This window comes from Achromobacter sp. ES-001, from assembly GCF_019448355.1.
Classification (GTDB): Bacteria; Pseudomonadota; Gammaproteobacteria; order Burkholderiales; family Burkholderiaceae_B; genus Achromobacter; species Achromobacter spanius_B.
The window spans coordinates 6,175,004-6,201,829 of the sequence record NZ_CP079940.1; the positions used below are offsets into that span (position 1 = coordinate 6,175,004).

Genomic DNA, 26,826 nt, shown 5'->3' on the forward strand with positions numbered 1-26,826 from the left:
TACCCGGGTAACGTAAAGGTCGACGGCGGCGCAAGCGGCGCAGCACCGGGGCAAGCCCGGCGTCTTGTCGACCAGATCAATCAGGAAGGCCGGCGGAGCAATGCCGCGGGATCAGAACTCGAACATCACGGCTGCGGCGAACACGGTGGATGCCGTCTTTAACGATTCCGGCTTTTTCAACGGCCAGCCGGCAGACAGGTCATAGCTGGCATCGACATAGGGGATGGATAGGCGGCCGCGCAGCCCAGCCACCGCGCCCACCAACGTGCGCCCGGTCAGCCATCGCGCCGACTCGCCGCCCACGCGTCCGGCGTCCAGACCGGCATACAGTTGATGACCGGGGCCGCCAAGCAGCTTGTCCAGGCCCAGCGACAAATCGTTGCGCAGCGTCCAGCCGTCTTCGGCCGCCAGCGTCATCTGGCCGTCAAAGCCGCGCACCGCATAACGACTGCCGATGGTGAAGTAGTCCGACGGCACGACCGGTGTCTTGGCGTGCTGGATCTGCCAGCTGACGTGGTACGCCCAGGGCTGGTCCGCCAATTGAAACGGCAGGTAGAGCCCGGCATTGGCCAGCGCGATGGTGCTGCGGCCATTCCAGTCGGGGTCGCCGTAGACGAAGCCGGGTTGGTCGGACAGGCCGGCCAGCGTGCCGCGCAGGCCCACGCCGGCATCCAGCACCGCTCGGCCCACATAGTGACGGTGCGCCACGTTGATGTCGTAGCCCGTCACGTCGCGCCGCTGGACTTCAATGGCGACGTCGTTCAACGTGCTGCCGACGCGCTTGCGCAGCACGGCCATCGTCGCCGTGCCCTTGTAGTCGGTACCGCGATAGGGCACCACCGACACGCCCGCCTGCAACTGCTTGGTGGTGCCGCCGTAGACGATGGGTTCGTCAAAACCGGCCACGGTTTGGCGATAGGTGGATTTGCTGGCGCCGGCAAACGCCGTCCAGTAGCCAAAGGGGATGCTGTAGTTGATGGACGCGGCCCGCGTGTTCGAGTCCGCATCGCGCCAGCGCGCATTGCTGTTCCACGACACAGACAGCTGGTCATAAAGGAACAAGGGGGAATCCAGGGTCAGCCCGGCGTTGACCTGATACTTGCCGATGGCGTCCAGGCCGCCGTTGTCGCTGCCCACGTAGCCATGCCAACGCTTGCCCGTGCCCGGACGCAGAATGATGTCGGAGTCACCAAGTTCGGGGCCGGGCCCGACATCGATGGTGGCGTCCGCCTGGCCACGAAGCCGGCGGATATTTTCCAGCGCCTGGTCCAGATCGCGCTGATTCAGTTCGCTGCCAGGGCCGGTGGGCAAGGCGGTGCGCCACCATCCAACGGTATTGGCGTCTTGCACGCCCGAGATGCGGCCGGGCAGAAAGCGCAGCGTCAGCGCGCCTGACGCCAGCGATTGTTCAGGCACCACCACGCGTGCCGTGATCTGGCCATCCTGGATCAGCCAGGCGTTCAGATATTCCTGAAACGCCCGCAGCCCTTGTCCCCCGACGCATTGGCCGATGACAGCGCGAGCGGCTCCGGCCAAGGCTGAAGGGGGTGGCGCGTCGTCCCAGCTCAGGTCACCGATGACAAAGCAAGGCGATTCAACGGGCAGGTGCAGCTCGCTTTTGCTGCGCGCGGCATCGGGCGACAAGACATCCGGGCGCTCGGCCGAGCGGGCGCGCTGGGCGTCCAGCTCTTGCTCTTGCCTGCGTTCAATTTCGGAAGGGCGCGATACCGCCTCGGGCGGGGTCTGCGCGAAGGGTTCGGTAGGGCAGGCGCCCGCCGCGATCAATACCACTGCGGCGACTCGCCGGCACCAATAGGAATTCATAACGGTTTCGCGCCCGCGGCAAGCCGAAGGCGCGTTCTATCTCGTTGAAACTAAATGTTGAGGCAGTTTGCGTGACGAGATAGTCAAAAACAATGGAAACCGGCGCGAATAAGCAAAATCTGATTTTTACTAGAATTTGAACGCCGTATTAATGTCGTTGGCCGGCGTTATAAGATTTTAGTAACTATCTGATTTTTGACCGCTGAATTCGTGAACTCTTCGACGGCAATACGTGACCGACGCAAAGCAGCACGCACGCGACACGCCAGGCTATGAATGCGCCGCGTTTCCCCTAAAATAACGGCCCCCGCTCCGCCGCGCTAAAATTGCGCACGTTTTGATCATTGGCGCCGGCTCGCGCCCACCGAGGTATTCCATGTCTTCCCCCAAAGTCGGCTTCGTCAGCCTGGGCTGTCCTAAAGCCCTGGTCGACTCCGAACGCATCCTGACCCAACTGCGCACCGAAGGGTACGAAGTCACGCCCGAATACAACGACGCGGATGTTGTCGTCGTCAACACCTGTGGGTTCATCGACAGCGCCAAGGCCGAATCGCTTGAAGCGATTGGCGAAGCGCTGGCCGAGAATGGCAAGGTCATCGTGACCGGCTGTATGGGCGTCGAGGAATCGGTGATCCGCAAGGTGCATCCCAGCGTGCTTGCGGTGACGGGCCCCCAGCAATACGAAGAGGTGGTGCGCGCCGTGCATGATGCCGCGCCGCCCAAGCAGGACCACAACCCGTACCTGGACCTGGTGCCGCCGCAAGGCATCAAGCTGACGCCGCGCCACTACGCTTATCTGAAAATTTCGGAAGGCTGTAATCACCGCTGTAGCTTCTGCATCATTCCGTCGATGCGCGGCGACCTGGTCAGCCGTCCGGTGGGCGACGTGCTCAGCGAAGCCGAACGCCTGGTCAAGGCTGGCGTGAAGGAACTGCTGGTGATTTCGCAAGACACCAGCGCGTACGGCGTCGACGTCAAGTACCGCAGCGGTTTCTGGAACGGCCGCCCGGTCAAGACGCGCATGACGGAACTGTGCCTGGCGCTGTCCGAAATGGGCGTGTGGACGCGTCTGCACTATGTGTACCCGTACCCGCACGTGGACGAAGTGATTCCGCTGATGGCCGAGGGCAAGATCCTGCCGTACCTGGACATTCCGTTCCAGCACGCCAGCCCGCGCATTCTGAAGGCCATGAAGCGCCCGGCGTTTGAAGACAAGACGTTGGCGCGCATCAAGCGCTGGCGTGAAATCTGCCCCGATCTGACCATCCGTTCCACGTTCATCGTGGGCTTTCCCGGCGAGACCGAGGAAGACTTCCAGTATCTGCTGAACTGGATGCAGGAAGCGCAACTGGATCGCGTGGGCTGTTTCCAGTATTCGCCGGTGGAAGGCGCGCCCGCGAACCTGCTGGACAATCCCGTGCCCGACGACGTGAAGCAAGACCGCTGGGAACGCTTCATGGAATTGCAGCAGGGTATTTCCACCGCGCGCCTTGCCCGCAAGGTGGGCCGCGAGATCGACGTGCTGATCGATGAAGTGGACGAAGACGGCGCTATCGGCCGCAGCAGCGCGGACGCGCCGGAGATTGATGGCTGTGTGTACGTCAGTTCCGACAAGCCCTTGAAAGCGGGCGATCTGGTGCGCGTGCGCGTCACCGAGTCGGATGAATACGATCTGTGGGGCGAAGCCCTCTGAAAAAGCAAGGGCGCCTGAGTTTCAGGCGCCCTTGCTGTGTGGCCGATACCGCCTGGCCGATACCGTGTAGCGGCCAGTCTTACAGGAAGTCCGCCAGATCGTCGGCGTGTTCCTCTTCAACCGCCAGGATCTCTTCCAGCAAGCGGCGGGTGGTCGAGTCCTGTTCGCCGATGTATTCGATCATCTGGCGATAGCTGTCGATGGCGATGCGTTCGGCGATCAGGTTTTCCTTGATCATGTCTTGCAGGGATGACCCTTCGACGTATTCCGAATGGCTGCGCTCTAGCAGGCCCTTGGGAGACAGGTTCGGTTCGCCCCCCAGCTGAACGATGCGTTCAGCCAGACGGTCGGCGTGTTCCTGTTCTTGCGTGGCGTGTTCGGCGAATTCCGCCGCCACCGGCTCGGCGTTTAAGCCGCGAGCCATGAAGTAATGGCGCTTGTAGCGCAGCACACAGACCACTTCGGTGGCCAGCGCCTCGTTCAGCAGCTTCAGCACGGTTTCCCGGTCTGCGCGATAGGTGTCCGTAACAGCGCCTGATTCGATGTCCTGGCGCGCCTTGGCGCGGATCGCCTTCACGTCCATGTCGAATGGGCGGCTGGCCTTCTCGGGGGTTCGGGTCGTTTGTTCCATATCGTTCGCTCCTCTGTTAGTGAAAGCCCTACGACGCTGGATTTCCAGTCGTACCGAACGACTCAGTCTACCGATCGCAGCAGAAGTTGCTGTGTCCAAACATTGCTCCTGCCACCAATTTGCACGGCGCCCAAGCCCCAAAACGCGCCCGCTGACGTTCTCGTAAACTATCGACTTCCCGGAACGCCCGTGACGCAATCTGTAACGGGCCCGGCCATCACGAACCTGTTATGAACCTGAAGAACATCTGCGTATATTGCGGCTCGAACCCCGGCACCCGCCCGGACTACATCGAGCAGGCCCGCGTGCTGGCCCGCGAATTGGTCAAGCGCGACCTGGGACTGGTGTACGGCGGATCGGTCGTCGGCATCATGGGCGTGGTGGCCAACGAAGTGCTGGCCGCCGGCGGCCGCGTGATCGGCGTCATCCCCGAACTGCTGCAAAAGAAAGAACAGGCGCATCGTGGCCTGACCGAATTGCACCTGGTGCAGAACATGCACGAGCGCAAGGCAATGATGATTGAGAAGTCGGACGGCTTCATCGCATTGCCTGGCGGTGCGGGCACGCTGGAAGAGTTTTTTGAAGTGTGGACGTGGGCGCAGCTGAACATGCATCAGAAGCCCTGCGGCCTGTTGAATGTCGCGGGATACTACGACGCGTTGGTGCAGTTTGTGGATCACGCCGTCGACGAAGCCTTCGTCCGACCGCAGCATCGCGACATGCTGGTGGTCGAAGAAGACCCCGCCCTGCTGCTGGATCGCTATGCCATCTACGAGCCGCCCAACGTCTCGAAGTGGTTCGACCCCATCACGGCCTGATGGCCCTCTTGCCCTGTTGAGCCCATGACGCCCGTTCTTGAAATGACTTCCGATTCCTTATCCCCCGCCAGCACCGAGTCCGTGCTGCGCGACTATTTCCACGCCAAGGATGAGAACCGACCGCATCATCTGGCGCGGGCATTCGCGTCGGACGCGGTGCTGAAAATGGCCTTGCGCACGCAAGCCATCGCGTTTCCGCCCGAATCCCACGGGGTCGCGGCCATTGCGGACACCCTGGTGCGCAAGTTTGGCCAGACCTACGAAAACGTCTATACGTTCTACCTGTCGCGTCCCGCGCCCGACGCGCGCTTGCCCGACTACCAGTGCGACTGGATCGTTGGCATGACCGAAAAGGCCACCGGCAATGTGCGCGTAGGCTGCGGCCGCTACGACTGGAAATTCCAGGCGCAACCGTATCGCGCCACGGACCTGACCATCACCATCGAAACCATGGTCACGCTGCCGCCCGGCGACATGCCCGCCGTGTTCGGCTGGTTGCTGGGCCTGGACTACCCGTGGACCAATGCCGCGCGCGTGGTGGCCAGCGCGCCGCCGCTTGAAGCGCTGGCTCCGGTCGTGCACTATTTGCTTCACCCCAACGGCTTGTAGCCCCGCCAGAAGCCGGCAAACGGACTGATTACTTGAAATACGACATCGCTGCATTCGACTTTGACGGAACCTTGGCGGACACCATGCCCTGGTTCAATTCCATCCTGAACACGGTGGCCGACAAGTACGGCTTTCGCAAGATCGACCTGACCGAACGCGAAAACCTGCGTCACCGCGAGGCCTCGGAAATCCTGAAGTACCTGGGCATCCCGTTGTGGAAACTGCCGGCCATCATGACGCACGTGCGCACGCTGATGCAGGACATCGATCCCAGCGTGCACCTGTTCGATGGCATTGCCGACGCGGTGGCGCGGATCAAGGCAGGCGGCGTGCGCCTGGCGGTGATCAGTTCGAATTCCATTGAAAACGTGCAGCGCGTGCTGGGCGCGGACACCTGCGCGCTGTTCGACGACTATGAATGCGGCACCGACCTGTTCGGCAAGGCCGCCAAGATCGACCGCTTGATGCGGCGCCATGAAGTCGCCCCCGAACGCTTCCTGCTGGTGGGCGACGAAATGCGCGACATCGACGCCGCCCGCAAGGCCGGCGTGCGCGTAGGGTCGGTCGCCTGGGGTTATAACCATGTGGACGCCCTGCGCGAACGCAAACCCGACGAACTCTTTTTGACCGTAGCCGACCTGCCCGCCATCCTGGCCTGACCCTGCCGACCGGAACCCGCCATGCACATCGATCCCGCTCATCTCGTCACCGACGCCGCCGCGCTGCAAGCGTTGTACGGCGCGCCCGGCGAGGCCTCGCTGAAGAAGGAAGTGGATCACGTGCATCCGCATTACCGCGCGTTCATTGAAGCGGCGCCGTTTGCGATGTTGGCAACATCGGGGCCAGACGGATTGGACGCATCGCCGCGCGGCGATCCCGCCGGTTTTGTCGTGGTGGAAGACGAAAAAACGCTGCTGCTGCCCGACCGCCGGGGCAACAACCGCGTGGACAGCTTGCTGAACGTGTTGGCTGATCCGCGCGTGGCGCTGTTGTTCCTGGTGCCGGGCGTGGGTGAAACGCTGCGGGTGAACGGCACGGCGCGCGTCAGTGTCGACCCCGCGCTGCTTGAGCGTTTTGCGATGGACGGCAAGCAGCCGCGCTCGGTGCTGATCGTGGACGTGCAGACGGTGTACTTCCAGTGCTCGCGGGCGCTGCTGCGATCGCGCCTGTGGGACCCGGCCACGCAGGTGCCACGCAGCGCGCTGCCCAGCACCGGGCGCATTCTGTCTGACCTGACGGCCGGTACTTTCGATGGCGCGGCTTACGACCGCGACCTGCCCGCGCGGGTGGCGGATACGCTGTATTGATGCGGTATTGATGCGGTATTGATGCGGCGCGGTATCGGTGCGGTATCGGTGCCGTCTGCATTCACCTTGCGCGAGGGTAACGCCATGGCTCGCAACGTTGAAATCAAGGCACGGGTCGACAACCTGGCCGTGCTTGAACCCCTGGCCGCCGCGCTGTCGGGGCAGGAACCGGTGATTCTTGACCAGGACGACACCTTCTTCACGTGCACGCATGGGCGCCTGAAGCTGCGCGCCTTTGGCGACGGCACCGGCGAGCTCATTTTTTATCGTCGCTCGGACGAAGCCGGCCCCAAGGAGAGCTTCTACGCCATTTCACCGACCGATTCGCCCGACACCCTGCGCCAGACGCTGACGCTGGCCTACGGCGCAATCGGCCGCGTGAAAAAGCACCGCACCGTATTCATGGCCGGACGCACGCGCATCCATCTGGATCGGGTCGAGGGGCTGGGGGATTTTCTGGAACTGGAAGTGGTGCTGCGCGATGGCGAAAGCCTGGACGCCGGCAGCGAAGAAGCCCGCACGCTGATGGCGGGGCTGGGGGTCGCGCCCACGCAGTTGGTGGCGGGCGCTTATCTGGACTTGTTGGCGGCAACGCCGCGTCCGTGACCGGCGCGGCGCACAAGCCGGGGCGGTGATCCGCCCGGCGCGGCGCAGCGAGGCGCAAGCCGCCGTCAGGCCGGTTGCCAGCCCCGCACGAACACGTCCACGGGCTGGCGCTTGCCGCCGGCTTTTTGTAATTCCAGCAAGCGCAGCACGCCGTCGCCGGTGGCGATGTCGATGCCATCCGCCTCGGCGCGCAGCACGCTGCCGGGCTCGACCGCCGTGGCCGCCGACGCGTCTTCTAGCGCCTGCGCGCGCCAGACCTTGACGGGGTCGGGCAGGCCCGGCAGCCGGATGCTGGCGCCGGGCACGGGGTTGAACGCGCGCACGCGGCGCGCCAGCAATGCCGCGGGTTGCGTGCAGTCCAGCGCGGCTTCGGCTTTATCCAGCTTGGCGGCGTACGTCACGCCGGCCTCGGGTTGTTTGGTCGGCGTCAGGCCACCTTGTTCCAACGCGTTCAGCGCGTCCACAATCGCCTGCCCGCCCGCCAGCGCCAAGGCGTCGTGCAATTGCGCGGCGTTGGTCTCGGCCGAGATGGGCACCACGCGTTCCAGCAGCATGTCGCCCGTGTCCAGGCCCTGATCCATCTGCATGATGGTCACGCCCGTTTGGGCGTCGCCGGCTTCGATGGCGCGCTGGATGGGCGCTGCGCCGCGCCATCGGGGCAACAGGCTGGCGTGGATATTCAGGCAACCCAGGCGCGGCAAGTCCAGCACCCATTGCGGCAAAATCAACCCATACGCCGCCACCACCATGACGTCGGGCGCCACCTGTTCCAACAACGCGCGCGCGTCGGCGGCCTCGTCGGGATAGCGTCCGTCCAGCCTCAGGCTGCGCGGTTGGGCAACGGGTATGCCGGCGTCAAGCGCGGCCTGCTTGACCGGGCTGGGCGTCAGCTTCAAGCCGCGCCCGGCGGGCCGGTCAGGCTGGGTCATGACCAGGGCGATGTCGTGACCGGCGGCCCGCAAGGCGTCAAAGGCGATACGGGCAAATTCCGGCGTGCCGGCAAAAACTAGGCGCATGGGGTTCAGACCAAAAAGTCAAAAAAACGGGAATCAGTCGCGCAGCGCTTCGCGCTCGGCCTTCTTCAGCTTGGTCTTGATACGGTTCTGCTTCAAGTTGGACAGGTATTCGACGAAGACCTTGCCTTCCAGGTGGTCCAGCTCGTGCTGGACGCACACGGCCAGCAGGCCGTCGGCTTCGAATTCAAAGGGTTTGCCGTCGATGTCCAGCGCCTTGCACCGGATGCGCGAGGCGCGTTCGACTTCGTCGTAGATGCCGGGCACCGACAGACAGCCTTCTTCGTAGATTTTGTAGTCGTCGCTGCGCCAGGTGATCTCGGGGTTGATCAGCGCGAGCAGGTCGTTGCTGTCTTCGGACACGTCGATCACGACCACGCGTTCGTGCACGTCAACCTGGGTTGCGGCCAGGCCGACGCCCGGCGCGTCGTACATGGTTTCGGCCATGTCGCGTACCAGTTGACGGATGCGGTCGTCGACTTCGGCTACCGGCTTGGCTTTCTTGTGCAAGCGCGGGTCCGGATAGCGAAGGATAGGAAGTAAAGCCATTGAAAAGGGATCGCCAGTAATTGATGCGTAGGCAAGAGTTTAATTCATTAGAGTATTGATTTCTAATAGTTTTCGGCTAAATGGAGCATTACCAGAGCGCTGCGTCCCCGCTTCTTTGGCTGGCAGGCAAGCAGACAAGAGAGATCAAAACGCCACCCATGCATCGGCGCCTGTTGCGCCTTGCATGCGACACTTGCCACCCTTGACGCCATCGCGCCCGCCTCATGCCGCTTACGCATACGTCCGCCGAACTGTCCGCCTGGTTGCGGCTGTCCCTGGAACCCAACGTGGGTTCCGCTACCGCCTGTACGCTGCTGAGCGCGCTGGGCCTGCCCGAGCAGATCTACGCCCAGCGGGCGACTGCCCTCGCGCGCCACTTGCCCGATGCGCTGGCGCGCCAGCTGGCCGCCGCCATGCCGGCCGACATGGCGGCGCAGGTGAACGCCGCGCTGCAATGGGTGGATGCGCCCCACCGCCACATCGTGACGCTGGCGGACCCGACCTATCCCCAAAGCCTGCTGACCATCGCCGACCCGCCCATTCTGTTGTACGTGGTGGGCGATCCGGCCTATCTGCAAGGGCCATCGCTGGCCGTGGTGGGCGCGCGCAATGCCACGCCCGGCGGCCAGGAAACCGCGCGCGCGTTTGCCCGCCACCTGGCCGGCCACGGCTGGCGCGTCGTCAGCGGCCTGGCGCTGGGCATCGACGCGGCGGCGCACGAAGGCGCGCTGGACGCCGGCCCCGATGGCGCGGGCACCGTCGCCGTCATGGGCACCGGCATTGACCGCATCTACCCCGCCCGCCACCGCGACCTTGCCCACCGCATCGCCGGCAACGGCGCGCTGGTGTCTGAATTCCCCCTTGGCACGGGCGCCTTGCCGCCCCACTTCCCCAAACGCAACCGCATCGTGGCGGGCCTGGCTCGCGGCGTGCTGGTGGTGGAAGCGGCCAAGCAAAGCGGCTCGCTCATCACGGCGCGGCTGGCCGGCGAAAGCGGGCGCGAAGTGTTTGCCATCCCCGGCTCGATCCACTCGCCGTTGTCGCGCGGTTGCCATGCCTTGATTCGGCAGGGCGCAAAGCTGGTGGAAACCGCGGCTGACATTACCGATGAACTGGGCGGCGGGCCCACGCCCGCCAGTCGCCGCGCGCCGCCCCCGCCACCGTCATTGCCGGACCACCCCGTGCTGGATGCCATGGGTTACGACCCGCTGCACGTGGATGCCATCCAGACGCGATCAAACATCGCCATCGGCGACCTGCAGGCGCAGCTGGTTCAGCTGGAATTAGAGGGCCGGCTCGCCCGTCTGGATGACGGCCGCTACCAACGTTTGAAATAGGGTCATCCCATGGCCCGACACCCGGCCCCGCGCACAAGCCCGGCGCGCGGCGATGGCGCTAATATTGTCGATGGCGCCGCAGCGTTGCGCGACGCGTCACCCAAATCGAACCAGGAAGAGACATGGCTTTGCCCTCCCGCGTGAAGATCGTCGAAGTGTCGCCCCGCGACGGTCTGCAAAATGAAAAGGAATTCGTGCCGACCGACATCAAGGTCGAGCTGGTCAACCGCCTGTCCGCCGCGGGCTTCCCCAATGTGGAAGCCGCGTCGTTCGTGTCGCCCAAGTGGGTGCCGCAGATGGCCGACGGCGCGGACGTCATGGCGCGCATCGAACGCCGCCCGGGCACGATCTATTCCGTGCTGACGCCGAACATGAAGGGCTTTGAAGGCGCGCTGGCCGCCGGCGCGGATGAGATCGTCATCTTCGGCGCCGCCAGCGAAGCGTTTTCGCAAAAGAACATCAACTGCTCCATCGCGGAATCCATCGCCCGCTTCGAACCCGTGGTGCAAGCCGCGCGCGACGCCGGCATCCGCGTGCGCGGCAGCATCAGCTGCGCGCTGGGCTGTCCGTATCAAGGCGAGGTTCCGATTGCGTCGGTGGTGGACGTGGCGCAGCGCTACCTGGCAATGCAGGTGGATGAAATCGACGTGGCCGACACCATTGGCGTAGGCACGCCGCAGCGGGTGCGCGACGTGATGACGGCCGTCACCCGCGTGGTCGATCCGGCGCGCGTGTCCGGCCATTTCCATGACACCTACGGCCAGGCGCTGGCCAACATCCTGGCCGCGTTGGAAACCGGCATCTCGATCTTCCATACGTCGGTTGCCGGCCTGGGCGGCTGCCCCTACGCCAAGGGCGCCACGGGCAACGTCGCCACCGAAGACGTGCTGTACATGCTGCGCGGGCTGGACATCGACACGGGCGTGGACTTCGACGCCGTGGTCGATATCGGCCAGTGGATGTCGGCCAACCTGAACCGCAAGGGTTCCAGCCGCGCGGGCAATGCCATCGCGGCCAAACGGGCGGCATGACCTCGCCTGGCCCCGCCCCGACTCTTGAAGATCGCGCGGCCCTGCTGCGCGAGATCGGCCCGTTGCCGTTGTCGGGTCAGGCCTGGCCCGACTGGGTCCGCATTCTGGCCTGGGTGATCCTGGCGGTGCTGGGCGTGCAGGTGGTCACCACCGCGATTCGCGCGCCCGCGCAGCCGTTCGACACGGTGCTGGCGGTGGTCGTGGTGCTGTGCTTTGTGGGGCTGCTGTTCGTGTCCTGGCACATGCAGACGTCGATCACCACGATCGACGATCGTGGCCTGCGCCAATCCTGGTTCACGCGTCGCGAAGTGGCATGGGAAGACGTGCGCTATGCACGCTTTGTGCCCATGCTGTTTTCCAAGCGCCTGGTGATATTCACGCACCGAGGCAAACCCGTCATCATCCAGGGCGGCACGCGCGAACTGCGCGCGGCCTTTGTGAAGATCGCGCAGCTGTATCGGCGCGGATGACGGGCTGGGAAGGCAGGGTGCGGCGTTGCCGCAACCCTGTAACCCGGCCGATCAGCGGATCGGCAGCGCGTACATCAAGCCGCCTTGCGTCCATTGCGCATTCAGGCCGCGCTTGATCTTCAGCGGGCTGCCTTCGCCCACGTTCCGTTCAAAGCTCTCGCCATAATTGCCCACCTGCTTGACGATGTTGTAGGCCCATTTTTCGTCCAGGCCCAGGTTCGCGCCGCTGCCGGGCGTGACACCCAGAATGCGCTTGATGTTCGGGTTGGCGCTTTTTAGCTGCTCGTCCACGTTCTTGGACGTGACGCCGTATTCCTCGGCTTCGATCATTGCCGACAGCGACCAGCGCACGATGTTCAGCCACGTATCGTCACCCTGGCGCACGAATGGGCCCAGCGGTTCCTTGGAAATGATCTCGGGCAGCACGACGTAGTCGTCCGGATTTTGCAGCTTGGAGATACGGATCGACGCCAGGCCCGACGCGTCCGTCGAGAACACGTCGCAACGACCCGCCGCGAAGGCGTTGACCACTTCGTTGAACGTTTCGATCACCACCGGCTTGTACGTGACGTTGTTGGCGCGCGCCCAGTCGGCCAACGTGTTCTCGTTGGACGTGCCCGTTTGCAGGCAGATGGTTGCGCCGTTGATGTCCTTGGCGCTTTTCACGCCCAGCGACTTGGGCACCAGAAAGCCCTGGCCGTCGTAGAAATTGATGCCGGCGTGGATGATGCCCAGTGCCGTGTCGCGCTGCTGCGTGACGGTGGTGTTGCGGGTCAACACGTCCACTTCGCCGGACTGCAACGCGGTGAAGCGCTGCTGCGAATTCAGCGGCACCACCTTGATCTTGTTGGCATCGCCAAAAACCGCTGCGGCGATGGCGCGGCAAAGGTCCACGTCCAGCCCTTGCCACTTGCCTTGCGCGTCGGGCGCTGAAAAGCCGGCAAAGCCCGTGGTCGTGCCGCAAGCCACGGCGCCGCGCTGGCGCACGACGTCTACCGTTGCCGCTTGCGCGCCCTGCGCCGCCGCTACCAATAGCGCCGCGCCCACCAACCCTTTTGCAATGTTCATGACCTGGATTCCTGTTGTACCGGGCGCGCGGACGCGCCGAGGCAAGAAGCTTATAGACATGAAGCGCCCGCGCCAAATAACAAGCGCTTATTTAGGTATGCGCAGCGCCGCCCGCTGGTGGGGTTGCGCCGCGCCGCCCGGTTACCGGGTGCCCTACGCCGCCAACGAAATCGACACCGGCTCGTTCGCTTCGCACGCGTCCAGCGCGCGACCCAGGCGCACCATGCCCTGGGCAATTTGCGCTTCGTTCATGGTGGCAAACGACATGCGCATGGCAAACAGGTCGGCCTGTTCGACATTGGCGTAGAACGCCTTGCCGGGTACATAAACCACTTCGTGTTCAATCGCATACGGCAACAGGCGCGTGGCGTCCACATCGCCCGTCAGCCGCGCCCAGAAGAACATGCCGCCTTCGGGCTTGCTGAAGCTGACGCGGCCGTCCAGTTCGCGCGCCAACGCCTGGGCCATCGCGTCGCAGCGCAGGCCATAGGCGGCGCGAATGCGCGGCACGTGTTCGTCGTAGCGGCCGTTGGCCAGGTACTGCGCCACCACTTCCTGGATCCACGCCGACGAGGCCATATCGTCGGCCGCCTTGGCGCTGACGCAGCGGCGGCGGATTTCCGGCGGGGCGATCAGCCAGCCGATGCGCAGCGCGGGCGCCATGGTCTTGGACATGCTGGCCAGGTACACCGCCCAGTGGCGGGCTTCGCCTTCCGCCAGGGCCGCGATGGGCGGCACGGCTTCGCCGGCAAAGCGCAGTTCGCTGTACGGGTCGTCTTCAACGATCAGGAAGCGATGCTTGACCGCCAGTTCCAGCAAGCGCAGACGGCGCTGGCGCGAGATGGTGGCGCCGCAAGGGTTCGAGAACGAGGCCACGACGCAGACCATCTTCGGCTTGACCCGCGCGGCCAGTTCGTCCAACGCGTCCACGTCGATGCCGTCCGGGCCGGATGCCACGGTGTGCACGGTGGCGCCCGTGTAGCGCAACGCCTGCACGGAATTAGGGAACGCGGGCGATTCAATGATGGCGTGGTCGCCGGGTTGCAGCATCACGCGCGTCAGCAGCGCCAGCGCCTGCTGCGACCCGCCCGTCACAACCAGCTCGGTGTCGGCATTGCAGTGCAGGCCGCGTGCGGCGGACAGGCGCGCCAGCTCGTTACGCAGGCTGGCTTGGCCATCGATGTTGGAATATTGCAGGCAGGCGCCCAGCCGCGACATGACCTGGGTGGACGCCACCGACAAGCCTTCGACGTCAAACAGCTCCTGAGCGGGGTAGCCGCCGGCCAGCGAAATGGTGCCGGGACGCAACGCGTAGGGCATCAAGGACCGGATGGGGGAAGCGGGGGGATTCAGGAAAGGCGTGGCAAAGGCGTATTCTGGCGCAGCGCTGGACATGGCGGGAGACTGGGGAAGGTGGGAAACCGTGTCGCCCGCTGGGGCGGCGTCGGAGGGCATAGAACATTGAAATATAAACAAATCTCCGCAAATTCTAAGCCTGCGTATTACGCAGGGTCAACGACTGGCGCGCATCGTGTGGCGAAACGAGCGCGCGCAGTCCTACACTATGGGACATCCTGTTCCTGCAAGAGAGCTGCATGACCGTCGAAGACACCATGGCCGGGCGCATTGCCCACATCCACCAACGCATCTCCGACGCCTGCGCGCGGGCCGGGCGCAGCCCGGACAGCGTGGTGCTGCTGCCCGTCAGCAAGACCTTCGAGGTGGACGCGATCCGCGAAGCCATGGCGCTGGGCATGACGCGTTTTGGCGAGAACAAAACGCAGGAAATCCGACAGAAGGCGGCAGCGCTGGCCGGCCAGGGCCTGCAATGGGTGCTGATTGGCCATTTGCAGACGAACAAGGCCAAGGACGCCGCGCGCGACGCCACCGAAGTGCAATCGCTGGACCGCGTCGACCTGGCCGAAGCCTTGCATCGCCGCCTGCTGACCGAAGGCCGCACGCTGGACGTGCTGATCCAGGTGAAAACGTCTTCCGAGCCCAGCAAGTTCGGCATGGCGCCTCAAGACGTGTCGGCGTTCCTGCGGCGCATCGCGGCGGAATTTCCTACGTTGCATGTCAAGGGACTGATGACGCTGGCCGTCAACTCGCCCGATCCGGAACCAGTGCGGGCCTGCTTTCGCGCCCTGCGCACGCTGCGCGACAGCCTGCGCGCCGAAAACATCGAGGGCGTGTCGCTGGACCGCCTGTCGATGGGCATGAGTGGCGATTTCGAATTGGCTATCGAGGAAGGCTCGACCGAAGTGCGCATCGGCACGGCGATATTCGGCGCCCGTACCTACCCCGACCCACAGTAACGGGCCACGTGATGCGGGAGAACGGGGGGCCGGACGGCCCCCTTTTCGCGTCGAACGCGAGCATAATAGCGGCGCAAAAAATAGCGACGCGAACCGACGGCGCAGAACACGACCGCCCGCGTCGCGCTCAAACTTTGATCCCGCACGAGGAGACACCCCATGCAACATTCCGCACGGCGCCTGTTGGCGCTGGCCACCCTGTCGTTGGCCGCCGCCACGGCATCCGCCCAATCGTGGCCCACGCAACCCGTCCGCTGGATCGTGCCGTACCCAGCCGGCGGCGGCACCGATGTGGTGGCGCGTACGGTCGCCAGCAGCCTGGAAAAATCGTTGGGCCAGACCATCGTGGTGGAAAACCGCCCCGGCGCGGCCACCATCATCGGCGCCACCGCCATCGCCCAGGCCGACCCCACCGGCTACATGGTGGGCACGGCGGACTCGGGCACCCTGGCGTTCAACTCGTCGCTGTACGCCAAGTTGTCCTACGACCCGGCCAAGTTCACCTACATCGGCGGCATTGCCAAGTTTCCGCTGCTGCTGGCCGTGAACGTGAATTCGCCGTACAAGTCGGTGCAGGACGTGCTGGATGCCGCCAAGAAAGAGCCGGGTAAGCTGACCGCCGCATCGGCCGGCGCGGGTTCGCCGCACCATCTGGCGCTTGAACTGTTCAAGCAGCGCACCGGCGCCAACCTGCTGCACGTGCCCTACAAGGGCGCGGCCCCCGCCATTCAGGACCTGCTGGGCGGACAGGTGGACGTGATGTTCATCGACCTGGCCTCGGGCCTGCCCAACGTCAAGGCCGGCAAGCTGCGCGTGCTGGCCGCCGCCACGCCGGAACGCGTGTCGGTCTTGCCCGACACGCCGACCATGGCGGAACAGGGCGTGGCCAACTTCACGGCCTACGCCTGGCAAGGCCTGGTAGGCCCGGCCGGCGTGCCGGAAGCGGTGGTGAAAAAGCTGTCGGCCGATCTGGACGCCACGCTGAAAAGCGCCGCCGTGTCGCAAAAGATGCTGGACATGGGCGTGATCCCGATGCCGATGTCCGCGCAGGACTTCAAGGCCTATGCCGAACAAGAGCGCAGCGCCTGGGCCGACGTGATCAAGAAGGCCAATATCAAGCTGGAGTAATCCGCAATCCGTGATCTGCGATCCGTGATGCGTGGATTCGTGGATTCGGCAAGGCAATAAAAAACCCGCGTTCAGCGATGAACGCGGGTTTTTTCATGGGGCCAGGCGCTGGCCGCCTTACACCAGCACGCGCTCGATGCCGCCGGCGTTGGCGCGTTTCACGTAGTCTTCCATCCAGCCTTCGCCCAGGATGTGGCGGGCCATTTCGACAACGATGTAGTCGGCTTCCATCTTGACGTCGCCTTCATAGCGCGACAAGCCTTGCAAGCACGACGGGCAGGACGTCAGCACCTTCACGTCGCCCGCGAAGCCGTCACCACGCAGCGCGGCGTCGCCCTTGAGCAGCTCTTCCTGTTTGCGGAAGCGCACCTGCGTGGAAATGTCGGGCCGGCTGACCGCCAACGTGCCCGACTCCCCGCAGCAGCGGTCGCTCTTGATGGCGTCGTCGCCGACCAGGGCGCGAACCGTCTTCATCGGCTCTTGCAGCTTCATCGGGGTGTGGCAGGGGTCGTGATACATGTAGCGCACGCCCTTGGCGCCTTCCAGCTTGATGCCCTTTTCCAGCAGGTACTCGTGGATGTCGATCAGGCGGCAACCCGGGAAGATCTTGTCGAATTCATAGCCCGACAGCTGGTCGTAGCAGGTGCCGCAGCTGACCACCACGGTCTTGATGTCCAGGTAGTTCAGCGTGTTGGCGACCCGGTGGAACAGCACCCGGTTGTCGGTAATGATCTGCTCGGCCTTGTCGGTCATGCCGTTGCCGCGCTGGGGGTAGCCGCAGCACAGGTAGCCCGGCGGCAAGACGGTCTGCACGCCGGCGTGCCACAGCATGGCTTGCGTGGCCAGCCCCACTTGCGAGAACAGGCGTTCGGAACCGCAGCCGGGGAAATAGAACACGGCTTCGGTGTCGGCGGTCGTGGCCTTGGGGTCACGAATGATCGGCACGTAGTTGGCGTCTTCAATGTCCAGCAGCTTGCGCGCCGCCTGCTTGGGCAACCCGCCGGGCATCTTCTTGTTCACGAAGTGAATGACCTGCTCGCGCAGCGGCGGCTTGCCCACGGTGGCCGGCGGCTTGGCCGTCTGCTTTTTCACCAGGCCGGAGAACAGGTCGTGCGCCGCGCGCTGCACCTTGTAGCCCACGCCCACCATCGCCTTGCGCGTGGCGTTGATGGTGGCCGGGTCCTTGGCGTTCAGGAAGAACATGGCGCTGGCCGTGCCCGGGTTGAACGACTTGCGGCCCATGCGGCGCAGCACGGCGCGCATGTTCATCGACACGTCGCCAAAGTCGATATCGACCGGACAGGGGTTGTAGCACTTGTGGCAGACCGTGCAGTGGTCGGCCACGTCTTCGAATTCTTCCCAGTGCTTCAGGCTGACGCCGCGTCGAGTCTGCTCTTCGTACAGGAAGGCTTCCACCAGCAAGGAGGTGGCTAGGATCTTGTTGCGGGGCGAATACAGCAGGTTGGCGCGCGGCACGTGGGTGGCGCACACCGGCTTGCACTTGCCGCAACGCAGGCAGTCCTTGATGGATTCCGAGATGGCGCCGATGTCGCTTTGCTGCATGATCAGCGACTCGTGGCCCATCAGGTTGAAGCTGGGCGTCCAGGCGTGGCGCAGGTCGGCGCCCGGCATCAGCTTGCCGGCGTTGAAGTGGCCGTTGGGGTCGACGCGACGCTTGTAGTCCTGGAACGGCGCCAGTTCGGCTTCGGTCAGGAATTCGTACTTGGTCAGGCCGATGCCGTGTTCGCCCGAGATCACACCGTCCAGGTCGCGGGCGATCTGCATGATGCGGTCGACGGCCTGATGGGCCTCGCGCAGCATTTCGTAGTCGTCCGAGTTGACCGGGATGTTGGTGTGCACGTTGCCGTCGCCGGCGTGCATGTGCAGCGCAACGAACACGCGGCTTTTCAACACGCGGCCGTGGATGGCGATGAGTTCGTCGACGATCTTCTTGTACGACGCGCCCGAGAACGTGCGTTGCAGGCCGGCCAGCACTTCGGTCTTCCAGGACACGCGGATGGTGCGGTCCTGCACCACGTCGAACACGCGCGCGGTGGGCTGCGCGGCCAGGCGGTCGGTCAGCGTGGCTTGGACGTCGCCCAGGCCCAGTGCTTGCAGTTCGGGCAGCGCCTGCGCCAGCGGCAGGTCCAGGTTGTCCAGCAGCCATTGCCAGCGCTGGCGCACGCTGCCCAGCAGCTCAAGGGCCTGGCGCGTGCGGTCCGCCAGCACTTCGGCGCGGGTGCTTTCGATATCGGCGTCGTCGGCCTTGCCCACCGGCAGCGGCGTGCACAGGTAGGCATCCAGCGCGCCCAGCAGCTTGAGCTTGTTGCTGGTCGATAGTTCGATGTTGATGCGTTCGATGTGATCCGTGTATTCGCCCATGCGGGGCAGCGGGATCACCACGTCTTCGTTGATCTTGAAGGCGTTGGTGTGGCGCGCAATCGCGGCGGTGCGCGAGCGGTCCAGCCAGAACTTCTTGCGCGCCTCGGGGCTGACGGCCACGAAGCCTTCGCCATGGCGCGTGTTGGCCAGGCGCACGACTTCGCTGGCGGCAGCCGCCACGGCGTCGTCATCGTCGCCAACGATGTCACCGATCAGCACCATCTTGGGCAGCACGCCGCGCTTGCTCTTGGTGGCGTAGCCGACCGCGCGCAGATAGCGCTCGTCCAGGTGTTCCAGGCCGGCCAGGATGGCGCCGCGCGCCTTGCCTTCGCCGTCCAGATAGCCCTTGACCTCGACAATCGACGGGATGGCGTCGCGCGCCTGCCCGAAGAATTCCATACAGACCGTGCGCGTGTGGCGCGGCATGCGGTGCAGCACCCAGCGCGCCGACGTGATCAGGCCGTCGCAGCCTTCTTTCTGAATGCCGGGCAAGCCAGCCAGGAACTTGTCGGTAACGTCCTTGCCCAGGCCTTCCTTGCGGAACACCCGGCCCTTGATTTCAAGCAGCTCGGTTCTCAGCAGGCGCTCGCCGGGCTTGCCCTTGCCGTCGAACCACTTGAGTTCGAAGCGCGCCGTTTCCACGTCATGGATCTTGCCCATGTTGTGTTCCAGGCGGGTGACTTCCAGCCAGTTACCGTCCGGGTCCACCATGCGCCACCAGGCCAGGTTGTCTAGCGCGGTGCCCCACAGCACGGCCTTCTTGCCGCCCGCGTTCATGGCGATGTTGCCGCCCACGCACGAGGCTTCGGCCGAAGTCGGGTCCACGGCGAACACGAAACCGGCGGCCTCGGCCGCTTCGGAAACGCGCTTGGTGACGACGCCGGCGCCAGCATGGATGACGGCCACGGGCTCGGTCAGGCCCGGCAAGATACAGGACTCGACCTTGCCCAGCTTGTCGAATTTCTCGGTGTTGATGACGGCCGACTTCCAGGTCAGCGGGATGGCGCCGCCCGTGTAGCCGGTGCCGCCGCCGCGCGGCACGATGGTCAGGCCCAGTTCGATACAGGCAGTGACCAGCGCGGCGATTTCGTCTTCGGAATCGGGGGTCAGCACCACGAACGGGTATTCCACACGCCAGTCGGTGGCGTCCGTCACGTGGGATACGCGCGACAGGCCGTCGAACTTGATGTTGTCGCGCGCGGTGATGCGGCCCAGCACCTTCTGCGCCTGCTTGCGCATCATGGTGGTCTGGTCGAATTCGCCTTCGAAGGCGGCAATGGCGGAACGGGCGCGGGCCAGCAGGCCGACGACCTTTTCATCGCGATGCGGGTCGTGGCCTTCTTCCGTGGGCGAGCCCGGCTCGCGGCGGCGATCGATTTCACTCAGGCGGTGATGCAGCGCGTCGATGAGCTGCTTGCGGCGCTTGGGGTTGTCCAGCAGGTCATCCTGCAAGTACGGGTTGCGGCGCACCACCCAGATATCGCCCAGCACTTCGTACAGCATCCGCGCAGAGCGGCCGGTGCGGCGTTCGCCGCGCAGGTCGGACAGCAGGCTCCAGGCGTCATCGCCCAACAGCCGGCCGACAATCTCGCGGTCGGAAAACGACGTGTAGTTGTAGGGGATTTCGCGCAATCGCGCGGGAGCGGCGGGCGGCATCGCCCCGTTCAAGATGTGGCTAGCGAGTGGGGCGTTCATGGCGGCAAGAGGGGCCCATAAAAAATTATTTTATGCCATTGGCCGGACTTGACCCCTAATACCCTTAGGAAGCCGGCCAATGGCGCGGGGAAAACGATATCTACCGTCCCCGATTAAATTGAAAGTCGGTGCTTAGATCTGGCCTGGGAAGAACCACAGCAGGCTGGCCGTCATGGCCAGGTAGCGCAGGAATTTGCCGATGGCCATATAGAGCACGCACGGCCAGAACGACAAGCGCAACCAGCCGGCCACGGCGCACAGCGGATCGCCCACGGCGGGCAGCCACGACAAGAGCAGCGCGGGAGGACCCATGCGGTGCAGCCAGTCATGCGCGCGCTCGTTCCAGCGGCCGCGCATGCGCCCGCCCTCGGTGGCGTCCGGATGCGGGTGCGGGTGCTTTTCCTTCCACCGTTGCACGGCTTTTTCGGCGCCCACGCCCATCCAGTAGCTGATCGCCCCACCCACGGTGTTGCCGGCCGTGGCCACCAGGATGGCGGGCCAGAACATGTCGGGCGCCAACTTGATGAAGCCGAACACCGCCGGCTCGGAGCCCAGCGGCAGCAAGGTGGCGGATATCAGCGACACCGTGAAGATGGCGGACAGGCCCACCGAGGGCAGCGCCAACATTCCCAGCAACCAGTGAACAGCGGATAAGAGGCTTTCTTCCATGAGGAGCGAGTGTAGCCGCGCGCAGGGAAATGACGATCAGGAATCGAACCGGCCCGCGCGTCCACGTCGCGGCATCGCAACCAGAAACCTGTCGGGCGACGCGGCTTTCCCTGCAATAATCTCGCCCAATCCTCACTTTTGCTTCTGTGCGCGGCCCATGTCCACTGATTATCTGAAACGCATCCTGACTTCGAAGGTTTACGACGTGGCGGTGGAATCGCCGCTGGAGGTGGCGCCCCAGCTGTCCGCGCGCATGTCGAACACGGTGCTGCTCAAGCGTGAAGACACCCAGGCTGTGTTCAGCTTCAAGCTGCGCGGCGCCTATAACAAGATGGCCAACCTGCCGGCCGCCGCGCTGAACCGCGGCGTGATCGCAGCGTCGGCCGGCAACCATGCCCAGGGCGTGGCGCTGGCGGCCAGCCGGCTGGGCTGCCGCGCGGTCATCGTCATGCCCACGACCAGCCCCCAAGTGAAGGTGGACGCGGTGCGCCGCCTGGGTGGCGAAGTGGTGCTGGCCGGTGAAAGCTTCACCGATGCCTTCGCACACGCGCAAACCCTTGAGAAGAAAGAAAAGCTGACCTTCGTCCACCCCTTTGACGACCCCGACGTGATCGCGGGCCAGGGCACGGTGGGCATGGAAATTCTGCGCCAGCACCCCGGCCCCATCGACGCCATCTTCGTGGCCATCGGCGGCGGCGGATTGATCTCGGGCGTGGCGGCCTATATCAAGCAGTTGCGCCCCGAAATCAAGATCATCGGGGTGCAGACCGAAGACTCCGACGCCATGCTGCGCAGCGTGCGCGCCGGCCGCCGCGTGCAGCTCAATGACGTCGGGCTGTTCTCGGACGGCACCGCCGTCAAGATGGTGGGCGCCGAAACCTTCAAGCTGACGCGTCAATACGTGGACGACTTTGTCGTGGTCAACACGGATTCGATCTGCGCCGCGATCAAGGACGTCTTTCAGGACACGCGCAGCGTGTTGGAACCGGCGGGCGCCATGGCCGTGGCCGGCGCCAAGCAATACGCCGCCGAACACCACCTGAAGGGCAAGACGCTGGTAGCGATCGCCTGCGGCGCCAACATGAACTTCGACCGCCTGCGCTTTGTGGCTGAACGCGCCGAAGTCGGCGAAATGCGCGAAGCCGTCTTCGCCGTAACCATGCCCGAGCAACGCGGCAGCTTCCGCCGCTTCTGTGAACTGGTGGGCGAACGCAGCGTGACCGAGTTCAACTACCGGATTTCCGATGCGGACCGCGCGCATGTGTTCGTGGGCATCCAGGTGTCCTCGGCCGCCGAGCCCGACAAGATCGCCGCCAATTTCCGCCGCCACGGCTTTGACACGCTGGACCTGACGCACGACGAAATGGCCAAGACGCACTTGCGCCACATGGTGGGCGGCCGGTCGGCGCTGGCGCGCAACGAACTGCTGTACCGCTTTGAATTCCCCGAGCGCCCGGGCGCGCTGATGCGTTTTTTGAACGCGATGAATCCGGACTGGAACATCAGCCTGTTCCACTATCGCAACCAGGGCGCCGACTATGGCCGCATCCTGATCGGCATCCAGGTGCCGCCCGCCGACAAGAAACAGTTCCGCGCTTTTGTGGCCGAACTGGGCTATCCCCACTGGAACGAGACCGAGAACCCGGCCTACAAGCTGTTCCTGTAGACGACGCGCTACCCCGCAACACGCTGCCCACAATGCGAGAGGGCCTCCATCTGGAGGCCCTTCCCTTCTGTCCGTCAAAGACGCCCGGCCGAACCCCAAGGGGGGCTCGCTGTCACTCGGCGGCCTACGGAGATAAGCCGCGCATTCAGCAGGGTTCAGCCAGGCGTCCCGCCGATTAGAAGCGGTGGCGCAAGCCCACGGCGACGGCGGTGTCGCGTGCGTCGTGCTGGAACGCGTAGTTGTCGCCGTAGGAGGCGTACGCGTACAGGTTGGTGCGCTTGGTGAAGTCGTAGGTGTAGCCCAGGCTGTACACGTTGAACGTGGCGTCATCGCCCGTCAGCTTGTCGTTGCCGGGGGTGGCGCGCTGCCACGAACCGAAGATGGCGTGACGGCCCAACGGCACGGTGGCGCCGATCATGTACGAGTTGGCGCGAAAGCCATCGGCCAGCTTGAACGAACCCAGGTTGTTCATGCCTTCCGGCGTGGTGCCCATGTTCTGGCCCACGAACCAGCCGTCGCGCGTCTGGCCAAATGCGGCAGCCAGCTTCACGACTTCAAAGTCGTACGAACCACCCACGATGTATTCCTGGATGCGCGCGGCGCTCTTGCCGCCAACGCGATCGTTGGTCGGGTCGAAGCGGTCGTATGCGGCGGCCAGGTTCAGCGGGCCATTCACGTACTGCGCGCCAACGGTCAGCACGCGGTTGTTGTTGCCCGTGGCAAAGCCGGTCTGCGTGGTGTCGCTGACGGTGTCATCCGCGCTGAACGAATAGCCGACGCCGGCCTTGAAGCCGCCCAGGCTGGGCGTTTGATACAGCACCATGTTGTCCAGGCGCATCGTGTTGGCGCTGCCGAACGTCGTACCCATGTTGGCGGTGTTGTAGCTGATCGAGAACGGGTCGATGGAGCCAAAGTACTTCGAGGCCAGGTTCGTTTGACGACCGAATTCCAGGCGACCCCAGGAATCGCTGTCCAGGCCCACCGTGGCTTGACGACCGAACAGGCGGCCGTTCTGGGCCGACTTGCCGTTCATCGGGCCAAAGCCGCCTTCCAAAGTGAACACGGCGCGCAGGCCGTCGCCCAGGTCTTCCGTGCCGCGCAGGCCGAAGCGCGAGCCACTGCTCACGCCCTGCACGCCGCCGATACGGCTTTGCTTCACACCGTTGAACTTCACTTGTTCGTAGCCGATACCGGCGTCGATCAAGCCGTACAGCGTCACGGAGTCGGCGGCTTGCGCGGCACTGGCAAAGCCTGCCAGCAACGCGACGGCCAATAGCGTCTTCTTCATAACAGTTACCCCAAAATGGCGAGATGAAAAGGCATGCGCAACGGCCACGCCCAAACGGCGGGCCTGCTGCGTGCCGCTGCGATTCGCAAGCGGCGTCTGCACTGACGCTAGTGTCCGGCGTGCTGCAACGCGAAGTAACACGGATTTCGACGAACTACTTTCCATGGTTGGGATAATGCGGCCGCGACGGCGGTGCAGCGCAGTGCGGCGGTGCGCTTAAGGCCTTGAAAATAAATGCGAATGTTTGCTCGCCATTGAGTGGCGCGCCGCGCATCGATGTTCAATGCGCCAGAATTTCCCGACAGCACTTGTTGTGCGCACCGACCAGTTATGCGGCAAAAACGCCACACTGGACGGGGCTTTGGACGTGCCGACACGAATGACCGGCGAATAAAAAACCCCTTGGCGTCTCAAGGGGTTTTTTCGTGACCAGCGGGTACGGGTGGTGCAACAAATCGATCGGCGGGCTTACTTGCCCTTGGGCGGGTAGTCCAATTCGCCAAAGGTGTATTCGCCGCGCGCCTTGGCTTCGGCCAGTTCCTGGCGGACCTGCTCGCGCGTCTTGCCACCGGATTGCGACACGGTGGCGCGGGGCGGGTAGTCCAGTTCAGCGGTGGTGACTTGGCCGGCGGCCTTGGCGCTTTGCAGTTCTTGCTGAACCTGCTCGCGCGTCAGACCGGTTTGCTGCACCGTGGCGGGCGGGTAGTCCAGTTCACCAAACGTGACCTGGCCGGCGGCCTTGGCGGCTTGCAGTTCTTGTTGGACCTGTTCACGCGTCTTGCCATCGGCGTGGGCGGCGGTCATGCCAACCAGGGTTGCGGTAACCATGAGTGCGGTTGCTAGGGCTTTCATTGTGATGACTCCATCCTAAACCTTGCACAGCGTCCGGCGCCAGAATGGCAGCCGCGATGTGACTGTTTGATTGCTGGGACGAAGTATCTGGAAAATCCGGCTTAGTAAAAACCCTTAATTTGGTGAACATATTTGCACGGATGGGACAATCGCCTGATGCACTGGGCGGCAGCGGTGCAATATTTGAGCAATCGTGCCCGCAGTCTTGGGACGTCACAGCGGCGCAGGGCGTGGCAAGCCTTGCGGTCGTTCAGCTTGCCGCAAGCCGGCGGGGCAAAACCGGACAGCACGAACCAGGAAGCCGATATTCAGCGCAAGGAAATAGACATTTCAGCTGGCGGGACAATAAATCCATTTATCATACAAACCTGCCAGAAATGGAATTTACAGAGTCGAGGACCCCATGGATATCCAGCTTAACGACATCGCGCTTTTTGTCGAAGTCGCCAAGCGCAAGAACTTCAGCCACGCCGCCGAAGCCTTGAATATTCCAACGTCCACGCTGTCGCGCCGTGTCAGCGAACTGGAACGCAGCGTGGGGATGCGGTTGCTGAACCGCAGCACGCGCAAGATCGACCTGACCGAAGCCGGCGCGATCTATTTCGAACGCTGCCGCCATATTGTTGAAGAAGCACGCATTGCGCACGACCAGTTGCTGGACATGGCGGTGCAGCCCAAGGGGCGGTTGCGTATCTCGCTGCCAACCAGCCTGGCTCAGCTGTTCCTGCCGGCCGTCATCAGCGAATTTCGCGAGCAGCATCCCGATATCGAATGCGATTTCGATCTGAGCATGCGTCCGATCGACCCGATCAGCAATCCGTTCGACCTGATCCTGCGCTTTGGGCAGCAACCCGATTCCAGCCTGATTTCGCGCAAGATCGTGCTGATGGCGCACCAGTTGTACGCGTCGCCGGATTATCTGGCGCGCTATGGCGAACCGCGCGTGCCGGGTGACCTGACGCACCACGAATGCCTGCGCCCCACCATGCGCGAGGAATCGTCGTTCTGGATGCTGCATTCGGGAGACAAAGTGGAACGCGTGCAGGTATCGGGCAGGCTGTCAGCCAACAACGTCGGCATGTTGGGGCGGCTGGCCAGCCAGGGGCTGGGCATTACGCCGCTGCTGGTGTTCGACGCGATGGAACGCGCCATCAAGCAGTCTGGGCTGGTGCGGGTGCTGCCCGACTGGAGCCTCACGCCGCTGCCGTTGTTTGCGCTGCTGCCCTCGCGCATGTTGCCCGCCAAGACCAAGGCGTTTCTGGATTTCATCCAGCCCAGGCTGTCGGATTCCTAAGCGCGAGCGGCGGTTACGGCGTGGCCGCGCCGTACTGACAGACGGTGAAAAGCGGCGTGCCGGTTTCGGCCACTTTGGTCGAGCCGCCCAGATCGGGCAGGTCGATAATCGCGGCGGCCTCGACCACGTTGGCGCCCAGTCGCTGCAACAGCTTGATGGCCGCCAGCATGGTGCCGCCCGTGGCGATCAGGTCGTCGACCAGCAGCACGCGCTGGCCGGTGCGCACGGAGTCCGTGTGCATCTCGACGGCGGCATTGCCATATTCCAGCGAATATTCCTCGGCCACGGTGCGGAAAGGCAGCTTGCCCTTTTTGCGCACGGGCACAAAGCCCAGGTTCAGCTCGTAGGCCAGCACGCTGCCCACGATGAAGCCGCGCGCGTCGATGCCGGCCACCAGGTCAAGGCGTTGGCGCATATAGCGGTAGACGAACAGATCGATCAAAACCCGGAACGCCCGCGGGTCCTGCAGGACGGGCGTGATGTCGCGGAAGATGACACCAGGTTGGGGCCAGTCCGGAACGCTGCGGATGGTGCGCCGGATGGTCTCGGCGTTGTCGGTCTGCATGAAAGGCGGGCCTGAA

At 64.2% G+C, this 26,826-nt stretch carries 24 protein-coding genes; 13 read left to right on the forward strand and 11 right to left on the reverse strand.

The features are described from left to right. Positions 1–111: 111 nt before the first annotated feature. Positions 112–1,824, reverse strand: a complete 1,713-nt coding sequence (locus KYT87_RS27905) for a ShlB/FhaC/HecB family hemolysin secretion/activation protein (RefSeq protein WP_219991349.1) — start codon at positions 1,822–1,824, stop codon at positions 112–114. 376 nt (positions 1,825–2,200) lie between these two features. Between KYT87_RS27905 and rimO the strand changes: the two genes are divergently transcribed. Further along, positions 2,201–3,517, forward strand: a complete 1,317-nt coding sequence (gene rimO / locus KYT87_RS27910; RefSeq protein ID WP_046803110.1) for a 30S ribosomal protein S12 methylthiotransferase RimO — start codon at positions 2,201–2,203, stop codon at positions 3,515–3,517. A 79-nt stretch (positions 3,518–3,596) separates the two neighbouring features. Here rimO and KYT87_RS27915 read toward each other — a convergent pair whose 3' ends face one another. Then, entirely contained in the window at positions 3,597–4,148 is a 552-nt protein-coding gene (locus tag KYT87_RS27915) for a bacterioferritin (protein WP_046803109.1), read from the reverse strand. Positions 4,149–4,378: 230 nt separating this feature from the next. On the opposite strand from KYT87_RS27915, the gene KYT87_RS27920 reads away from it, so the two are divergent. The 5 genes from KYT87_RS27920 to KYT87_RS27940 all read left to right on the forward strand — a co-directional run bounded on the left by KYT87_RS27920 (position 4,379) and on the right by KYT87_RS27940 (position 7,488). Next, on the forward strand, positions 4,379–4,966 hold the full coding sequence (locus tag KYT87_RS27920; protein ID WP_219991350.1) for a TIGR00730 family Rossman fold protein: 588 nt from the start codon (positions 4,379–4,381) through the stop codon (positions 4,964–4,966). 42 nt (positions 4,967–5,008) lie between these two features. Beyond that, entirely contained in the window at positions 5,009–5,575 is a 567-nt protein-coding gene (locus KYT87_RS27925; protein ID WP_046803147.1) for a hypothetical protein, read from the forward strand. A gap of 32 nt (positions 5,576–5,607) precedes the next feature. After that, a complete protein-coding gene (locus KYT87_RS27930; RefSeq protein ID WP_046803107.1) occupies positions 5,608–6,234 on the forward strand; it encodes an HAD hydrolase-like protein in 627 nt (208 codons plus the stop codon). A 21-nt stretch (positions 6,235–6,255) separates the two neighbouring features. Further along, positions 6,256–6,882, forward strand: a complete 627-nt coding sequence (locus KYT87_RS27935; protein ID WP_219991351.1) for a pyridoxamine 5'-phosphate oxidase family protein — start codon at positions 6,256–6,258, stop codon at positions 6,880–6,882. Positions 6,883–6,966: 84 nt separating this feature from the next. Further along, positions 6,967–7,488 (forward strand): class IV adenylate cyclase, encoded by a 522-nt coding sequence (locus tag KYT87_RS27940; protein WP_046803146.1) that lies wholly within the window; start codon positions 6,967–6,969, stop codon positions 7,486–7,488. Between the two features lie 65 nt (positions 7,489–7,553). Here the strand turns inward: KYT87_RS27940 and fmt are convergent, their stop codons facing one another. Together fmt and def are read right to left on the reverse strand one after the other, a co-directional pair. Further along, positions 7,554–8,504, reverse strand: coding sequence for a methionyl-tRNA formyltransferase (gene fmt, locus KYT87_RS27945; protein ID WP_104142652.1), 951 nt, complete (start codon positions 8,502–8,504; stop codon positions 7,554–7,556). Positions 8,505–8,537: 33 nt separating this feature from the next. Then, on the reverse strand, positions 8,538–9,050 hold the full coding sequence (def, locus tag KYT87_RS27950; protein WP_046803104.1) for a peptide deformylase: 513 nt from the start codon (positions 9,048–9,050) through the stop codon (positions 8,538–8,540). 224 nt (positions 9,051–9,274) lie between these two features. On the opposite strand from def, the gene dprA reads away from it, so the two are divergent. The 3 genes from dprA to KYT87_RS27965 all read left to right on the forward strand — a co-directional run bounded on the left by dprA (position 9,275) and on the right by KYT87_RS27965 (position 11,888). Continuing rightward, positions 9,275–10,387 carry a DNA-processing protein DprA gene (dprA, locus tag KYT87_RS27955; protein ID WP_219991352.1) on the forward strand — a complete coding sequence of 371 codons (1,113 nt, stop codon included), beginning with the start codon at positions 9,275–9,277 and terminating at the stop codon, positions 10,385–10,387. Positions 10,388–10,509: 122 nt separating this feature from the next. Continuing rightward, on the forward strand, positions 10,510–11,418 hold the full coding sequence (locus tag KYT87_RS27960; protein WP_046803102.1) for a hydroxymethylglutaryl-CoA lyase: 909 nt from the start codon (positions 10,510–10,512) through the stop codon (positions 11,416–11,418). Next, complete coding sequence (locus KYT87_RS27965) at positions 11,415–11,888, forward strand: hypothetical protein (RefSeq protein WP_120157202.1); 474 nt, start codon at positions 11,415–11,417, stop codon at positions 11,886–11,888. The genes KYT87_RS27960 and KYT87_RS27965 overlap by 4 nt, the downstream gene beginning before the upstream one ends. 51 nt (positions 11,889–11,939) lie before the next feature. Here the strand turns inward: KYT87_RS27965 and KYT87_RS27970 are convergent, their stop codons facing one another. Continuing rightward, positions 11,940–12,956 (reverse strand): amino acid ABC transporter substrate-binding protein, encoded by a 1,017-nt coding sequence (locus KYT87_RS27970; protein ID WP_104142648.1) that lies wholly within the window; start codon positions 12,954–12,956, stop codon positions 11,940–11,942. Positions 12,957–13,109: 153 nt separating this feature from the next. Further along, positions 13,110–14,351, reverse strand: coding sequence for a PLP-dependent aminotransferase family protein (locus tag KYT87_RS27975; protein ID WP_046803099.1), 1,242 nt, complete (start codon positions 14,349–14,351; stop codon positions 13,110–13,112). 200 nt (positions 14,352–14,551) lie between these two features. Here KYT87_RS27975 and KYT87_RS27980 point away from each other — a divergent pair, with 200 nt between their 5' ends. Continuing rightward, entirely contained in the window at positions 14,552–15,271 is a 720-nt protein-coding gene (locus tag KYT87_RS27980; protein ID WP_219991353.1) for a YggS family pyridoxal phosphate-dependent enzyme, read from the forward strand. A gap of 159 nt (positions 15,272–15,430) precedes the next feature. Beyond that, entirely contained in the window at positions 15,431–16,399 is a 969-nt protein-coding gene (locus tag KYT87_RS27985) for a tripartite tricarboxylate transporter substrate binding protein (RefSeq protein WP_120157204.1), read from the forward strand. Positions 16,400–16,516: 117 nt separating this feature from the next. Here the strand turns inward: KYT87_RS27985 and KYT87_RS27990 are convergent, their stop codons facing one another. Both KYT87_RS27990 and KYT87_RS27995 read right to left on the reverse strand, forming a co-directional pair. Next, positions 16,517–20,476, reverse strand: a complete 3,960-nt coding sequence (locus KYT87_RS27990) for an FAD/FMN-binding oxidoreductase (protein ID WP_219991354.1) — start codon at positions 20,474–20,476, stop codon at positions 16,517–16,519. 132 nt (positions 20,477–20,608) lie between these two features. Further along, positions 20,609–21,145, reverse strand: a complete 537-nt coding sequence (locus KYT87_RS27995; protein ID WP_104142643.1) for a YqaA family protein — start codon at positions 21,143–21,145, stop codon at positions 20,609–20,611. 157 nt (positions 21,146–21,302) lie between these two features. Here KYT87_RS27995 and ilvA point away from each other — a divergent pair, with 157 nt between their 5' ends. Continuing rightward, a complete protein-coding gene (gene ilvA / locus KYT87_RS28000) occupies positions 21,303–22,811 on the forward strand; it encodes a threonine ammonia-lyase, biosynthetic (protein WP_046803094.1) in 1,509 nt (502 codons plus the stop codon). Positions 22,812–22,986: 175 nt separating this feature from the next. On the opposite strand, the gene KYT87_RS28005 is transcribed toward ilvA, so the two are convergent. Together KYT87_RS28005 and KYT87_RS28010 are read right to left on the reverse strand one after the other, a co-directional pair. Beyond that, complete coding sequence (locus tag KYT87_RS28005; RefSeq protein WP_104142642.1) at positions 22,987–24,099, reverse strand: porin; 1,113 nt, start codon at positions 24,097–24,099, stop codon at positions 22,987–22,989. Between the two features lie 468 nt (positions 24,100–24,567). Beyond that, on the reverse strand, positions 24,568–24,951 hold the full coding sequence (locus tag KYT87_RS28010; RefSeq protein WP_219991355.1) for a DUF4148 domain-containing protein: 384 nt from the start codon (positions 24,949–24,951) through the stop codon (positions 24,568–24,570). A 403-nt stretch (positions 24,952–25,354) separates the two neighbouring features. On the opposite strand from KYT87_RS28010, the gene KYT87_RS28015 reads away from it, so the two are divergent. Then, positions 25,355–26,245, forward strand: a complete 891-nt coding sequence (locus KYT87_RS28015) for a LysR family transcriptional regulator (RefSeq protein ID WP_046803091.1) — start codon at positions 25,355–25,357, stop codon at positions 26,243–26,245. Positions 26,246–26,258: 13 nt separating this feature from the next. Here the strand turns inward: KYT87_RS28015 and KYT87_RS28020 are convergent, their stop codons facing one another. Next, a complete protein-coding gene (locus KYT87_RS28020; protein WP_046803090.1) occupies positions 26,259–26,810 on the reverse strand; it encodes an adenine phosphoribosyltransferase in 552 nt (183 codons plus the stop codon). Positions 26,811–26,826 lie beyond the last annotated feature (16 nt).